The organism is Telmatospirillum siberiense, from assembly GCF_002845745.1.
Classification (GTDB): Bacteria; Pseudomonadota; Alphaproteobacteria; order Rhodospirillales; family Magnetospirillaceae; genus Telmatospirillum; species Telmatospirillum siberiense.
In genome coordinates this window covers 98428-112593 of record NZ_PIUM01000014.1, presented here as the reverse complement: position 1 = coordinate 112593, position 14166 = coordinate 98428, and the positions used below count along the sequence as shown (strand labels likewise).

Below are 14166 nucleotides of genomic sequence, written 5' to 3'. Positions count from 1 at the left end.
TCATTGATCTTGATGACGCTGCGCGTCCGCAGCCAAGCTCACCAAAGTCCCCTCGCGCAAGCGGTCGGCACCGTCCACCACCACCTTGTCTCCCGGCTGCAGACCGGACAGCACCGCCACCTGGTCGCCCGACGCCGTACCCAGCGTGATGTGACGCACGCTGACCTTGTTGTCGGCTCCAACCAGATAGGAGAAGGTCCCGGGGGCGCCCCGCTGCACCGCGGCGGTGGGTATCAGGGTGCTCTCTCGCATCGTCTTCACCCGCAACCGGACATTGACGAACTGATTGGGAAACAGCATTTCGTCTTCGTTGCCGAACTGAGCCCGCAGCTTGACGGTGCCGGTGCCGGTGTCGACCTGATTGTCGACCGTCGTCAGCGTGCCCACGGCAAGGCGCGCGGTCTTGTTCCGGTTGTAGGCGGTGACGGCGAGCTTCGCGCCGTTGCGCAACTCGCCCATGACCGCCGGCAGATCGTCTTCCGCCAAGGTGAACAGCACGCTGATCGGCGACATCTGGGTGATGACGACGATGCCGGCGGTATCGCTGGTCTGCACGTAGTTGCCCGGATCGACCTGCCGCAAGCCGGCCCGGCCGGTGATCGGCGACTCGATGCGGCAATAGATCAAATTGAGTTTGGCATTGTCGACCTGCGCCTGATCGGTGGCGACGGTTGCGCGATCCTGCTGCACCGTCGCCTCCTGGGTGTCTTGCGTCTGACGGGCGAGGGAATCCTGCGCCACCAGGGTCCGGTAGCGCTCCAGATCGACTTCCGCCGCCTTCAAGGCAGCCTTGTCCTTGCTCAATTGCCCTTCATACTGCTCCAACTGCCGCTCGTAGGGACGGGGATCGATCTGGGCGAGGAGATCGCCCGCCTTGACGACCTGGCCTTCCCGGAAGGCCACCTGGGTCAGATGTCCGGCTATTCGGGGCTTGACCGTCACCGTGGCCAAAGGCGTCACCGTTCCCAATGCGTCCAGCGCGATGTCGATATCGCCCCTGCCGACCGTTGCGGCCACCACCGGAACCGGCCCGGGGGCGGCGGTTCCGGGCCCCTTCGCCTCCGTCGCGCCTTGCGACCGAACGACGCCCCAGACCATGGCGGCCAGCGCCAGGAGAACCACCGATGTCCAAATCAGGCGGGCGCGCAGGGCGGAACGCCCCGTCCGCGACTGGCAGGCGGTCATCGGAAGAAGCCCTCCGTCCGCCTCGTTACGCTCGATCTTCATGCTCTTTCCATCCCGATTTGGCTGAACGGTGGCCTCGCCCGCTCCCCAAAAAAACGGCGGGCGGGCGAGGCGATGTTTGGAATCAGCGCGCGGGCGCGGACAGGTTGGCGGATCGGCGCAGGCTCAGGGACCGCATGTCCATCCAGACATGATCGATGAAGGCCAGGCATTCCGCTTTCGAACCGGAAAAGGAGCAACCGCGCCATCCCGGTGGCAAAGCGAGACTAATCGGCCAGAGCGAATATTGTTCTTCGTCATTGATAATGACGCAGAAGGGCGAGCTATCGTCATCGAATGCCATTTCAGGGCTCTCCTTGTTGGAACAAGTCGTCACGGGAAGAGAGCGGCATCGGATGAACCGTCTCCGAAGCCGCCGAAGATGCGCCGCCGGACGCCAGGGCACGGACGGCGCAAAGCAGTGACAGAACGGCGAAAAGCCCCCCAAGAAAGAAGGCCGCGCCGGGAATTTGCACAGGTGCCGTCTCGCCGGTGAAATATTGAAAGATCCACGCCCCCAGCATTGGTCCGAAAATCGCCGCGAGATTTGTCACGCCGGTGACGGCGCCTTGCACCTCCCCCTGCCCCACCCGTCCCTCCTGGCGCGCCAGCAGACTGCGCGCCGCCGGCCCGGTCATCGCGGCGACGGAAACGACGGGCATCACCGCATAGAGTTGCCAGCCGTGCTCGGTCAGCCCGAAGGCCAGATAGAGGACGACCGTCGCCATTTGCCCGACGATCAGGGCCGCCGATTCGCCGAGGCGCCGGATCATCGCCGGAGCCGCCCAGGCCTGGCCGGTGATCCAAATGACGCCGAACGCCGCCAGGGACAGACCGATATCGCCCTCCGTCCAGCCGAACCGCTGCTGAACGAACAGCACCCAGGTCGTCTGCATCGCCGCCTGTCCGATCGCGTAGAGAAAGACCCCGACGAGCAGACTCCGGACGAACGGCGCGTAGCATCGGCTCCACAGCGGCGCCAACGGATTGGCCCGCTTAAGGTCGAAAGACGTTCGCCGTTCCGGTGGCAGGCTTTCGGGAACGAACAGCCAGCCGTAGAGAAAATTCACCGCCGAAAGGCCCGCCGCCGTCCAGAACGGCAGACGCGGGTCGATATCCCCGAGCAGTCCGCCCAGCGTCGGTCCGAGAATGAAACCAAGACCGAACGCCGCTCCCATCCAGCCGAAAACCAGCGGCCGCCGGGCCGGCGTGGTGATGTCGGCGATATAGGCGATCGCCGGCGCGGCGCTGGCGCCGCAAACGCCACCGGCGATCCTCGCCAGGAAAAGCAACCCGAGATCACCGGCAAGCGCCGACAGCACGTAATTCACCAGGCCGCCGCCGATGGCCAGAAGAATGACCGGTCGCCGCCCGAAGCGGTCGGACAGATGGCCCAGCCCGGTCGCGCAGAGGAACGCCGCCATGGCATAGGCCGCGTTCAGCAGTCCATATGTCTGGCCGATGGCGCTGGGCGGATTGCCGGTGATCTGTTCGACCAGCCGGGGAAGAACGGGACCGATCAAACCGAATCCCATGGAATCCAGCAGCGTGGTGAAAAGCATGAATGTTTCGGTCTTTGCCGGCCAAGCCATCGCGTTGCGTCCTAATTGGCCGGTCGAGGAATCATCCCCCAGCCGTGCAAGGCCATCAGCGCGGTGTCCACCCCCCGCTCGGCGCCGATCAGTCCGGCCAATTGCCTGGCCCGCCGGCGAAGCGCCGGTTCGCCGATGCGCGCGATGGCCCGGGACAGGGACTCTTCCGGAATCGCGCCGTCGACCCTCGGGCACCAGACCGCGGCGCCCAGGGACTGCAACCGCCAGGCCCAAAAATGCTGGTCGCCGAAAAGCGGCAGGATGATCGATGGAATGCCGGCCCGCACAGCCGCCGCCGTGGTTCCCGCGCCGCCGTGGTGGATGGCCGCCGTCACGCGGGGAAACAGCCAATCGTGCGGCGCGCCATTGGTCACGAACCATTGCGCGCCGGCGGGAATCGGAAGATCGGCGGCACCGCTCCAGCCGACCGCCACGACGGCACGGCGGCCGCTGCGTTCGATGACGCGAAGCGTCGTTTCCAGGGCAAGACGGGTCCGTGGCGACGACATGCTGCCCAAACCAATGTAAACGGGTCTTTCCCCGGCTTCGAGAAACGCCGCCAAATCCTCGGGCGGCTGCCACATCCGGTCCCGGTCGAGAAACCAATAGCCGCTGACCCGCGCGTGGTCGCACCATCGGCGCGGGCGCGGCACCATATGTTCGCTGAAGCCGAACAGGGTCGGCCAGCGGGCTGACGGGCGTTTGTAGGGAGGACCCGACCAGGGATAAGGGCTTAGACCCAATTGGGCGCGGATGACGTCGTTAACCGCCGGGCGCATCGCCCACCAGGATAGGGCCGCCACCCCGCGATGGATCAGCCGGTTGGCGATCCCCGGCAAGGGCCTCGGCGGCAGCGGCAATAAGGTGGACGGAAGACTGGCGAACAGGCCGTTGGGTTGCAGATGGACCTGCACGAAGGGTCTGTCGAGCGCCTCGGCCAGGGAAACGCCGAAGGGCACGGCGCCACCGCCGGCCAGGATCAGATCGGCATCGTGACAGGCCTCCTTGCCGGCCGCCGGCCAGGTATCCACCATGGCCTTGGTGATGTCGCGCGCCATCCTGGCCATCGACAGCAGACTGCGGCCCTGCTCGAATGCGCTTTGGTGTTCGGCGGTGACCTGCCGCGAATTACCCGGCAAGGACGCGAATTCAAGGCCGGCCCCTTCGATCAGCCCGACGAAATCTCCCGTCGTGGCGATCCTTACGGAATGGCCGGCCGCCTGCATTCCCCTGCCGAGCGCGACAAGCGGCCGCACATCCCCTTCCGTGCCGGGGATCAGGATCGTCACGCGCATGGCGTCAGCACTCCCCGCCGACCGCGTTCCGCACCGGCTCCAGAACGATCCGGGCCGAGGGACTGTTTGCCGGGCTGCCGTCCAGCAACCGCCACTTCGCCAGAATCTCGATGGCGGTATCGATTCCCCCCTCGGCACGGACCCGCTCGCCCAGCGCCGCCGCCCGCAAACGCATGCCGTCGTCGCCGGCCGCCACCATGGCCTCGGCCAACTCGTAGGCGCTCAAGCTCGCGCGCGGCAGCGGCGGCGGTGCGACGCCGAGACAACGCAGTCGCCAGGCCCAGAAAGGCTGATCGCCGAAAAAAGGCACGACCACGGAGGGAATGCCGGCCCGGACGGCGGCGGATGTCGTGCCGGCCCCGCCATGATGGACGGCGACCGCCACCCGGGGAAACAGCCAGTCATGCGGCGCCTGATCGATGACCAGGATGCGGCCGCCGCTCTCCGACGCCGGGATGGAAAGGCCCCCCCAGCCGGTGGCCAGTATGGCGCGGCACCCGCTCATCCGGACCGCCTGCAAAACGATGCTCGACAATGCCTCCGCCCGATCTCCGACCATGCTGCCGAAACCGACATAGACCGGCGGCTCCCCTTCGGAAAGAAACCGCGTCAGGCTTTCGGGCGGCTGCCAGTTCCGGCCCTGGTCGAAAAACCAATAACCGGTCACCCGCGCCGTTTCCGGCCAATGTTTCGACGGCGGCAAGACATGCCGGCTGTAGCCGTAGAGAATCCGACTGCCTTCGGCATTCCTCCAGGGAGAGGGCACGAACCACGGATAGGGCCGAAGTCCGAGCGTCCGGCGCACCATACCGTTTACCGCCGGCCGCATCACCTGCCAGACACCGAACCGCAACAGCCGATAGATCGCCAGATTGAGCCAGCCCGGGAAGGGACGCCGCCTTGGCATCAGCATCACCGGAGGAATATCGGGCGAAGGCGTCAGCGGCATCAACTGAGCCTGTACGACGGGAATATCCAGCAGCTCGCCGATGGAATAGGCGAGCAAGGTGGCAATGCCGCTGCCGATGATCAACCGGGCGCCGTGGCAAGCCGCCAGCCCCTCCCCGGCCCAAGCCTCGGCCATGATCCGGAGACGGCGCCGCGCCGTGCGCGCCACCGCAAAAGGATCGAGTCCGCGACGCATGGTCTCGGGTTCCGTCGCCATCAGATTGCGAAAATCCGAGCGGAGCGGAGCAAACTCAAGTCCGGCCTCGCGCACCATCTCGGCGAATCCGGGATCGGTGGCGACACGAACCTCGTAACCGACCCTTAGAAGACCTTGGCCCAAGGCGACGATCGGCCGGATGTCGCCCTGGGTGCCGACGGTGAGGAGAACGACGCGATCAGCCACCGTTTCTACTCCATCCGCCGGGCGCGCTTGGCGAATTCCTCCGCGACGATCCGACCGACCTCGTCGACCGGCCCCGGATCCAGCATCTGCTGGTGATGGCAGTCGATCTGATGTTCGTCGATCCGTCCGCCGACATAGGGTTGCCAGGCGGCGGCGTATTGATCGATGAAGCTGTCCAGTTCGGCGACCTTTCCGGCCGACGCCCTCAGAAACAGCATATCGACGTCGATCCGCCCGGGGACATATTTGCGCAGAAGCGCCAGGTTGTTTCGCACCACGGCGAGCACCGATTCGACGATTTCGTCGTTGCTGCGGCGGATCTGTTTGACCAGCGGATTGCCCAGGATGTCGTATTCGCGGCAAAGAAAATCGGCGACCGCCGTCATGCCGAGGGGCGCGTCACCCAAGACGTTCGGCTCATATCCCAGGAAGCGCAAGGCCGCCTTGGCCAACACGGCCTCCTCCGGCTCCTGATCCACGCTCTGCCGGATGAAGGGATAGGCGTCCAGCAAGGTAAGAAAAGCGACCTGTTCGCCCGCCGACCGCAGCCGCTGGGCAATGGCGAAAGCGACCACGCCGCCGAGAGACCAGCCGAGCAGATGATAAGGTCCGCGCGGCTGGACCTGCCGGATCTGGGCGAGGTAATCGTCCGCCATTTCCTCCAGCGATTCCGGCAGCCGTTTGTCACCGCCGATGCCGCGCGCCTGCAGGCCATAGACCGCGCATTCCCCGCCGAGATGGCGCAACAGACCGCCGTAGGCCCAACTCAACCCGACCACCGGATGGATGCAGAACAGCGCCAGATCCTTCGCGCCGGCCCGCAACGGCAGCAGACTCGCCAAGGGATCATGAGCCTCGTCCCGGTCCAGTTGTTCGGCCAGTTCGGCGATGGTGGAGGCATGAAACATGGTCGCCAGGGACATTTCCCGGCCGAAGGCCTTCTGGACGTCGGCGATCAATTGCGCCGCCACCAGCGAATCGCCGCCGATGGTGAAGAAATTATCGTGGATTCCCACCCGTCCCAAGCCAAGCCTGGCCGTCCACAAGGCGGCGAGCTTGGCTTCGGTGGCGGTTCGCGGCGCGACATAACTGATCGGCGCGGAACGGGACGGCGCCGGCAACGCCTTGCGATCGACCTTGCCGTTGGGGGTCATGGGCAGCGTCGACAACGAAACGAAGAGAGAGGGGATCATATAGTCGGGCAAAATGGCTTCGAGACGGCCCCGAAGATCATTCTCGTCGACGACGCCCCCCGCGGCGGGGACGACATAGGCGACCAGGCGTTTGCCGGCGGGCGGCTCGTCCCAGGCGGTCACCACGGCCCGTTCCACCCTTCCCGTCCGCATCAGGGCCGCTTCGACGTCGCCGGTCTCGATGCGGAATCCGCGAACCTTGACCTGATGATCGATGCGCCCGAGAAACTCCAGCGTGCCGTCGCGGCGCCAGCTCGCCAGATCCCCCGTCCGGTAGAATCGGCTTCCCGGCTGACCGTAGGGATTGGCGACGAAACGTTCGGCCGTCAGGGAGGGGCGGTTCAGATAACCGTCCGCCACGCCGACGCCGCCGATATAAAGCTGTCCCGCCCGTCCCACCGGCACCGGCTGCAAACCGACATCCAGGACATAAAGCTGGGTGTTGGCGATCGGCCGGCCAATCGGCGGATTGTCGAGATCGCCGTCATCGAGCGCGATGCTGGTCGACCAGATCGTGGTTTCGGTTGGCCCATACAGATTGGTCACCGCCGCGCCGAGTTGACGCAGACTTCGCGCCAAATGGCCGGGAAGCGCCTCGCCGCCGACCAGGACCCGCAACCCGCGCAACGCCATCGGCTGCACGGCCACCATGGATTGCCACAAGGAGGGCGTGGCCTGCATGACGGTCACGCCGGTGCGCTCCATCTCGCGGGCGAGCGCGACCGGATCGCGCGCCATCTCGCGGGTGGCGATCACCACACGGGCGCCGGCCAGCAAGGGCGCGTACATTTCCAGGGCGGCGATGTCGAAGGAGATGGTGGTGACGGCCAGCAGCCGGTCATGGCGGAGCAACGCCAATTCGTCCTGCATGGCCCTCAGGAAATTGACCAGATTGCGGTGGGAGACGACGACGCCTTTCGGTTTGCCGGTCGAGCCCGAGGTGTAGATGACGTAAGCCGTGTGGGCCTGGCTCAGTGGTTGCGTGCGGTCGGCGTTCGTCGGATTGCAGTCGGAAAACCAGTCGGCGTCCTCGGCCGGCTCCAACTGATCGAACAAGATGCGATCCGGTCCATCGACGGGAAGGCATGCGGCCAGACCCTTCGTGGTCAGGACGACCGCCGGCCGGGCGTCCTCCATGATCGCGGCGATGCGGTCCGCCGGAAAATCGGGGTCGATGGGCAGATAGGCGGCACCGGACTTCATGGTCCCGAGGAGAGCCGCCGGCAGGGATTCGGTCCGCGGCAGAACCAGGGCGACGATGGCGCCGGGACCGATGCCCCGCTCGATCAGGGTATGCGCCACGATATTGGCCCGCGCGTTGAGATCGCGGTAACTGAGAGTGACATCGCCGAAGCTGACGGCAACGGCATCGGGTTGCTGCGCCGCGCGTTCCTCGAACTGCTGAAACGCCATGAGTTCGGGGACGGGCCGGTTCGTCGCGTTCCAATCGGTCAGCATCCGCGCCCGTTCCGGCTGATCGAGGAGATCGATCTGGCCGATCTGTAAGCCGGGTTGGGCAAGCAGGGCGTCGATCAGGCGGAGGAACCGGTTCATATGGTCCTGCAGTTCCTCCCCGGTGTAGAGCGAGGGATTGGCGTCGAAATCGATCCGCAATCCCCGACCGTCGTCACGATCGTAGATGAAGATCGTCAGGTCCTCGACCGAGCCGTTGGACAGATTGAAGGGGATCCCGGGATGTCCGGCGAAGCGGAAGTCGTAGTCGAACGGCTCGATATTGACCCCCAACCATGAAATCTGCTGATCCCGGCCGACCAGCCCCAGGTCCCGGCGCAGGTCCTCATAGCGATACTGTTGATGACGCAGGGCCTGCCGGACGGTCGCCGACACCTGCTGGATCAGGGCGTCGAGCGTTAGCCAGGGAGACATGGCCAGACGAATGGGAACGGCATTCGCCACCATCCCCGGAATTCGCCGCAAGAAACCGCTCGGCCGCGCCGTTACCGGCAGGCCGAACACCAGATCCGCAGCGCCGGTCGCCCGGAAAAAGAAGGCGGCGGCCAAGGCGATCAGGATCTGCGGAAGACTGCCGGCGGCATTTTTCGCCATGGAGTGCAGACATTTCGTGCTCTCCGGCGAAATATACGCCGTCTTGCGATACAGCCCGCCGAAGGTGGACGCGCGACGCTTGGCAAGAGAAACGGCGTCGGGCAGGCCGGCGAGACGGGTCCGCCAATAGTCCTGGTCTCGGGCGAAGCGATCGGACGCCCGGTATTCCATTTCGTTTTTCAGCAGCTCGGCCAGGGGCGGATGGTTCACCGGCTCCGGTTCGTCCCCCGCCACCATCGCGGTGTAAAGCGCCGCCAGACGGCGGGCCACCATCCCTCCGGTAAAACCGTCCAGACAAATGTGATGACTGCGGTGGTACCAGATGAACCGATCGGGCGCCGCCCTGAACAGGGCGCAACGCCACAAAATGTCGTGGTCGAAATCGACCGGTCGGACCACGTCCTCCATCATCCAGCGTTCGGCCGCGGCTTTGGGGTCGGCCTCGGCGCTCACGTCGATGACGGGAAAATCACCGTCATAGTGCGGCATGACCACTTGGCGCGGACCGTTTGGCCCTTCGACGATCCGAACGCGGACTGTTTCCATCTCCCGGGTCAGGCGATGAAGCGCCGCCACGAAAAGAACGGGGTCGATCGGACCATGGATTTCGATGGCCTCGGCGATGTTGAAGACCGCCTTGTCGCTGCCGATCTTCTGCCCGACCCACAATCCGCGCTGTGCAATCGATAGTGGTATCGTTTGAAGTGTGTGGCCGGAAATGGTCACGGATTCCACTGCGGAATCATCCTCACTTTTTAATACATCACTTTCATTGATGTTTGATTCGACGAAATCTTCCTGAAAAGCCTCACCATCCTGGGAAGCCTTTCCCACAAAACAACCATTTGGCTTCTTGGAGACAGGGAAATTCCGTAATTCAGAGGCGTTCACCCGGCTCTCCTATATTTAAAAATACTATATAACGCTAAATAACAACTAATACACGTTTAGTACTTGCAAAATTCGTTCTACAAGAGACACATAATGATGTCAACGACTATCAATAAGTGCAACAAATAGGCAAAGACATTAATTATGGATATCTATTTTTGATAAAATTTTATGCTTATTTTTTGCGCTTCCGTCAACTTACGGATTTTGCTTTAGATTCAATGAAATCGTTTTCAACTATTCATTGACGATAGGATCTCAAACCAACTTTTGGATTGAGAGTAATGGATGCAATAGACAAAAGACCTACAGTCATTAGTTAGTATATAAGCATGATATATGACCATTGGGAATGATATCGACGATGCTATCAATCAATTATCAAATGGAGACATGATGAATTTGAGCACGATAAAGACCTTTGCCGACACGGCTTACGGTCTCGCCATCGCCACCGGCATCATCGCCAGGGGGCTTTTCCGGTCGCCGCACCCCATGACGACGGAGCAGCGACTTGCAACCTTACCGAGAATAGGACTGCCGGTGGCCGCTCCGGTTACCATTCATTGGGACGATCATCAGATCCCCTTCATCGAGGCTGATTCCGACGATGATCTCGCCGTTGCGCTGGGCGTGGTCCACGCCCATCTCAGGCTCGGCCAGATCGAGGTCATGCGGCGTCTCGCATTCGGACGCGTCGCCGAAATGATCGGCCCCCTCGGCATCGAGATCGACCGTTCGCTGCGTCTTATGGATTTCGGCCGGGCGGTGCCCGAGATCATCGCCGGTCTGCCCGAGACGACCCGGCGCTGGGCCGACGGCTTTGTCCGGGGGCTCAATCACCATCTCGCCCATGCCCCCGCCCTGCCGCATGAATTCTCGCTTCTGGGGCTGAAACCCGAACCCTGGACGCTGACCGACCTGTTCACCCTGACACGGCTCAGTTCGGCCGATATCAGTTGGCTCGTCTGGGTCCGGCTGTTGCGGACCCGGGCACGCATGGCTCCACGGGAATGGAGGCAACTGTGGCCGCGCCTGCTCACCGGCGGCTCACCTTGCACCTTCGCCGCGACGACTGGCGATATTGCCGAACAGGCCCTGGCGGCATCCACGCGAAGCGGCAGCAACTCGTCCGCCGTTGCGGCCAACCGCAGCATCACCGGTGCGCCGATGATCGCCAGTGATCCGCATCTGCCGCTCGGCCTGCCGAATCCCTGGCTCATCGCCGCCGTCAAGTCTCCGTCCATTCATGCCGCCGGCCTGATGATGCCGGGCCTGCCCTTCATCGCCCTCGGTCGCAACCGGACGATTGCCTGGGGAGGAACGAGCCTGCACGCGCAAGGCAGCGATCTGTTCGACATTTCCCGGCTTCCGCCTGACGACTTTGCCGAACGCACCGAAATCATCCGCGTGCGCGGAGCCGGCCGGCGCGCGCTCAAGCTCCGGGAAAGCCCGCTGGGGCCGGTCGTATCGGATGGCGCCCTGCTGAAAAACCCTTACCCGACGGCACTCCGCTGGATCGGCCATCGGCCCAGCGACGAAATCGGCGCCATGCTGGCCGTCGCCAAAGCCGAGAACTGGGAGATGTTCCGATCCGCGCTCGGCGGTTTCGCCGTGTCGGGATTGAACATGGTCTTTGCGGGAAGCGAGGGACGAATCGCTCATTGCATGGCGGCCCATCTCCCCAGGCGGCCGGCGGAATATCCGACCGACCTCGTCTTGTCACCGGAAGCAGTGAAAAACTGGGACGACATCGTCGCCGGACGGGATCTGCCGACCCGAATCGACCCGCCGGACGGCTTCGTCGCCTCCGCCAACGAGCGCCCTCCCCGCAGCGATTTTCCCTTGGGCTTCTTCTTCGCACCCAACGATCGCGCCCAGCGGCTCGCCGTCCTGCTCGGCGGAGCGGGAAAACTTGCCACCGATGACTTGAAACGCCTGCAACAGGACGTCCTGGCGCCTGGCGTCCTGCCTCTCCGCGACCTGCTGTTGCACCGTCTGCCCCATCGCAAACGATCAGCCGGGCAGCATCGGCTGATCGAAACACTCCGGCAATGGGACGGATCCTACGACCATCGGCAGTCCGGCAGCCTCGCCTTCGAGATCCTGCTGGCGGAAACGGTAGCGGCGCTTGGCGGAAGCAGTCGGATCAAGCCCTACCAGACGGTCTGGATGGCGCAATCCCTGCTCACCGAGGATCTGCTCGAAACGAACCCGGAAATCCTGGCCCACGCGATCGAACAGGCCCTCGCGCCCGCCTCGCGCCGATTGTCGCGCCTGGGCAGTTGGGGCGGCGTCCACCGGATCCGGTTGCAGCATTTTCTGGGTCGTCTCCCGTTGCTCGGACGACGCTATCGGCTTGCCGATTTTCCGGCGGATGGCGGCAACAACACCGTTCACAAAACCGGGCACTCCGTTTCAAGCGGCCGCCACACGGTCAGTTTTGGATCCTGCGCGCGCCATATTTCCGACCTCGCGGATCTCGACGCCAATCAGTTCGTGCTGCTCGGAGGGCAGGACGGCTGGCTCGGCAGCGCCAATTTCGCCGATCAGGTGGAGCTCTGGCGCCGGGGCGGCTACATAACCGTCCCCTTGCGGCCGGAAACCGCGCGAACACGGTTCCGGCACAAGACCGTTCTGCAACCCGCCTCCGCGCCGATCACCCAAACGCCGGAACCTCCCGCCTGAAATCGGGACCGTCCTGGACAAAGGTTATCGACAATTGAACCGCAATGTCATCGATCGGTCCCGTCGTTTCCGGGACCGATCGATGCAGCTTGATTCCGACGACCTCCAGCGCTTCCGCGAAGGATGAAAGAGCCTCGGCGGGGATCTGACAGGCAATGACCGCGAGAGTTTTCGAATAAAACTGGTGCGATATGACCCACCCACCCGCCTTTCCGATGGCATCGGCGGCGTCGCTGACCCCCGCATGAAACTCCCGTTGCGTCGACGCCTCCAGCAAAAGCATTGCGCGAACCTCTCCCTGCGGCCTGAGATCATCGACGATAGGAATGCAGAAGTTCACTCCGATTGCCAAGGATGATCGAACGGCATCGCCCCCATTTGTCACGTTTAATTTAACTTTGCGTGAGGACTTCGGCACCTGCGAGCCACCATGTTTAAGCCATCCACTTCGATCCCTTTTCGCGAGGATGCGATGGCGACCAGACGACGTTTCCTGTTGACCGGCACCACGGCCATGACCGTGCTGGCCGGCGGCCTGCTGTTCCGGCGGGGCTCGCCGGCGGCGGCGGCCGAGACCTTCGAGGTCACCCTGACCGACGGTCAATGGCGGACCAGGCTGAGCGCGGCGCAATATGACGTTCTGCGCCGCGAGGGCACCGAACGCCCGTTCAGCAGTCCGCTGAACGACGAGCATCGCGAGGGTGTTTTTTCCTGTGCCGGCTGTGACCTGCCGTTGTTTTCCTCGCGCGCCAAATTCGACAGCCGCACTGGTTGGCCCAGCTTCTGGACACCGCTCGAAAAGGCGGTGACGGAACGGACCGACAGCAGCTTCGGCATGGCGCGGACCGAGGTGCATTGCCGGCGCTGCGGCGGTCATCTGGGACATGTCTTCGACGACGGCCCGCGCCCGACCGGACTGCGCTATTGCATGAACGGCCTGGCTTTGAATTTCACGATGAGGGAGCACGCGTCATGACGGTCGATACCCCCGCCCCGCGCCGACAGTTTCTGCGGCATCTGCTGATCGGCGGCATTATCGCCGCTCTGCCGCTGTGGGCGCCGGCCGCCCATGCCTTCGGGTCCCCGGACGCGGCCGTCGCTCCTCCCGCCCAGGACGAAACCCCGATGGCGATGGTGGTGCCGACAATTGCCGGTTCGCCCCGGCTGGAAAAGGCCGTCCTGGCCGGCGGCTGCTTCTGGGGCGTCCAGGGCGTCTTCGAACATGTCGAAGGCGTGCGGCGGGTCATTTCCGGCTATGCCGGCGGCAGGGCGGAGACGGCGCATTACCAGACGGTCGGCGGCGGGCGCAGCGACCATGCCGAATCGGTGGAAATCACCTTCGATCCGGCGCGAGTCACCTATGGCACCTTGCTGCGGATCTTCTTCTCGGTGGCGCACGACCCGACGGAGGTGAACCGCCAGGGGCCGGACAGCGGCCCGCAATACCGCTCGGCGATCTTCCCGGCGACGGAGACGCAAGCCCGCGTCGCGCAAGGCTATATCGCGCAACTGGACGCCGCCCACGCCTTCCCGGCCCCCATCGCCACGCGGATCGAACCCGGCGCCGGCTTCTATCCGGCCGAGGACTATCACCAGGATTTCCTCACTCGCCACCCCGACCATCCTTACATCGTGGTCAACGACCTGCCCAAGATCGCGCAGTTGAAACGCCTGTTTCCGGACCGTTACCGGGAGCAACCGGTTCTGGTGGAAGCAGCGGCCGCCGCCCCGGCGCATTGAGGAGAACGATACCGGCCGGCGCGAAAATCGGCGCCGGCCGGTATCGCACATTCAAATCGGCATCAAGGGGATTGATTAGGAAACGATTGCTTCCTATTATCCCATCCATGAAGACATCCTCGCAA

The 14166-nt window shown here is 63.9% G+C and carries 10 protein-coding genes; 3 read left to right on the top strand and 7 right to left on the bottom strand.

Translation table 11 applies throughout. From position 1 onward, the window contains the following. From CWS72_RS13495 to CWS72_RS13470, 6 genes are all read right to left on the bottom strand, one after another. Positions 1-1227 (bottom strand): efflux RND transporter periplasmic adaptor subunit, encoded by a 1227-nt coding sequence (locus tag CWS72_RS13495; RefSeq protein ID WP_101251136.1) that lies wholly within the window; start codon positions 1225-1227, stop codon positions 1-3. Between the two features lie 82 nt (positions 1228-1309). Next, on the bottom strand, positions 1310-1528 hold the full coding sequence (locus tag CWS72_RS13490; protein WP_101251135.1) for an MbtH family protein: 219 nt from the start codon (positions 1526-1528) through the stop codon (positions 1310-1312). A 1-nt stretch (position 1529) separates the two neighbouring features. Further along, complete coding sequence (locus CWS72_RS13485) at positions 1530-2786, bottom strand: MFS transporter (protein ID WP_206747700.1); 1257 nt, start codon at positions 2784-2786, stop codon at positions 1530-1532. Between the two features lie 41 nt (positions 2787-2827). Then, positions 2828-4111, bottom strand: a complete 1284-nt coding sequence (locus CWS72_RS13480; protein ID WP_101251134.1) for a glycosyltransferase — start codon at positions 4109-4111, stop codon at positions 2828-2830. Between the two features lie 4 nt (positions 4112-4115). After that, on the bottom strand, positions 4116-5462 hold the full coding sequence (locus CWS72_RS13475) for a glycosyltransferase (protein ID WP_101251133.1): 1347 nt from the start codon (positions 5460-5462) through the stop codon (positions 4116-4118). Positions 5463-5467: 5 nt separating this feature from the next. Next, positions 5468-9457, bottom strand: a complete 3990-nt coding sequence (locus CWS72_RS13470; protein WP_158240647.1) for a non-ribosomal peptide synthetase — start codon at positions 9455-9457, stop codon at positions 5468-5470. Positions 9458-10015: 558 nt separating this feature from the next. Between CWS72_RS13470 and CWS72_RS13465 the strand changes: the two genes are divergently transcribed. Continuing rightward, complete coding sequence (locus CWS72_RS13465) at positions 10016-12301, top strand: penicillin acylase family protein (RefSeq protein WP_158240646.1); 2286 nt, start codon at positions 10016-10018, stop codon at positions 12299-12301. Here CWS72_RS13465 and CWS72_RS13460 read toward each other — a convergent pair. Continuing rightward, positions 12273-12584, bottom strand: a complete 312-nt coding sequence (locus CWS72_RS13460) for a hypothetical protein (RefSeq protein WP_101251130.1) — start codon at positions 12582-12584, stop codon at positions 12273-12275. The genes CWS72_RS13465 and CWS72_RS13460 overlap by 29 nt on opposite strands. A 189-nt stretch (positions 12585-12773) precedes the next feature. Here CWS72_RS13460 and msrB point away from each other — a divergent pair, with 189 nt between their 5' ends. Continuing rightward, the gene (gene msrB, locus CWS72_RS13455; protein WP_101251129.1) at positions 12774-13277 is read left to right on the top strand and encodes a peptide-methionine (R)-S-oxide reductase MsrB; all 504 of its coding nucleotides are present in this window, start codon (positions 12774-12776) and stop codon (positions 13275-13277) included. Next, positions 13274-14041, top strand: a complete 768-nt coding sequence (gene msrA / locus CWS72_RS13450; protein ID WP_101251128.1) for a peptide-methionine (S)-S-oxide reductase MsrA — start codon at positions 13274-13276, stop codon at positions 14039-14041. The genes msrB and msrA overlap by 4 nt, the downstream gene beginning before the upstream one ends. Positions 14042-14166: the final 125 nt, after the last annotated feature.

Excerpts from the sequence above, each read along its gene's own strand:
- CWS72_RS13495 (WP_101251136.1), bottom strand. The coding sequence starts at position 1,227 with ATGAAGATCGAGCGTAACGAGGCGGACGGAGGGCTTCTTCCGATGACC.
- CWS72_RS13485 (WP_206747700.1), bottom strand. The coding sequence starts at position 2,786 with ATGCTTTTCACCACGCTGCTGGATTCCATGGGATTCGGTTTGATCGGT.
- CWS72_RS13490 (WP_101251135.1), bottom strand. The coding sequence starts at position 1,528 with ATGGCATTCGATGACGATAGCTCGCCCTTCTGCGTCATTATCAATGAC.
- CWS72_RS13460 (WP_101251130.1), bottom strand. The coding sequence starts at position 12,584 with ATGCTTTTGCTGGAGGCGTCGACGCAACGGGAGTTTCATGCGGGGGTC.
- msrB (WP_101251129.1), top strand. The coding sequence starts at position 12,774 with ATGGCGACCAGACGACGTTTCCTGTTGACCGGCACCACGGCCATGACC.
- CWS72_RS13480 (WP_101251134.1), bottom strand. The coding sequence starts at position 4,111 with ATGCGCGTGACGATCCTGATCCCCGGCACGGAAGGGGATGTGCGGCCG.
- msrA (WP_101251128.1), top strand. The coding sequence starts at position 13,274 with ATGACGGTCGATACCCCCGCCCCGCGCCGACAGTTTCTGCGGCATCTG.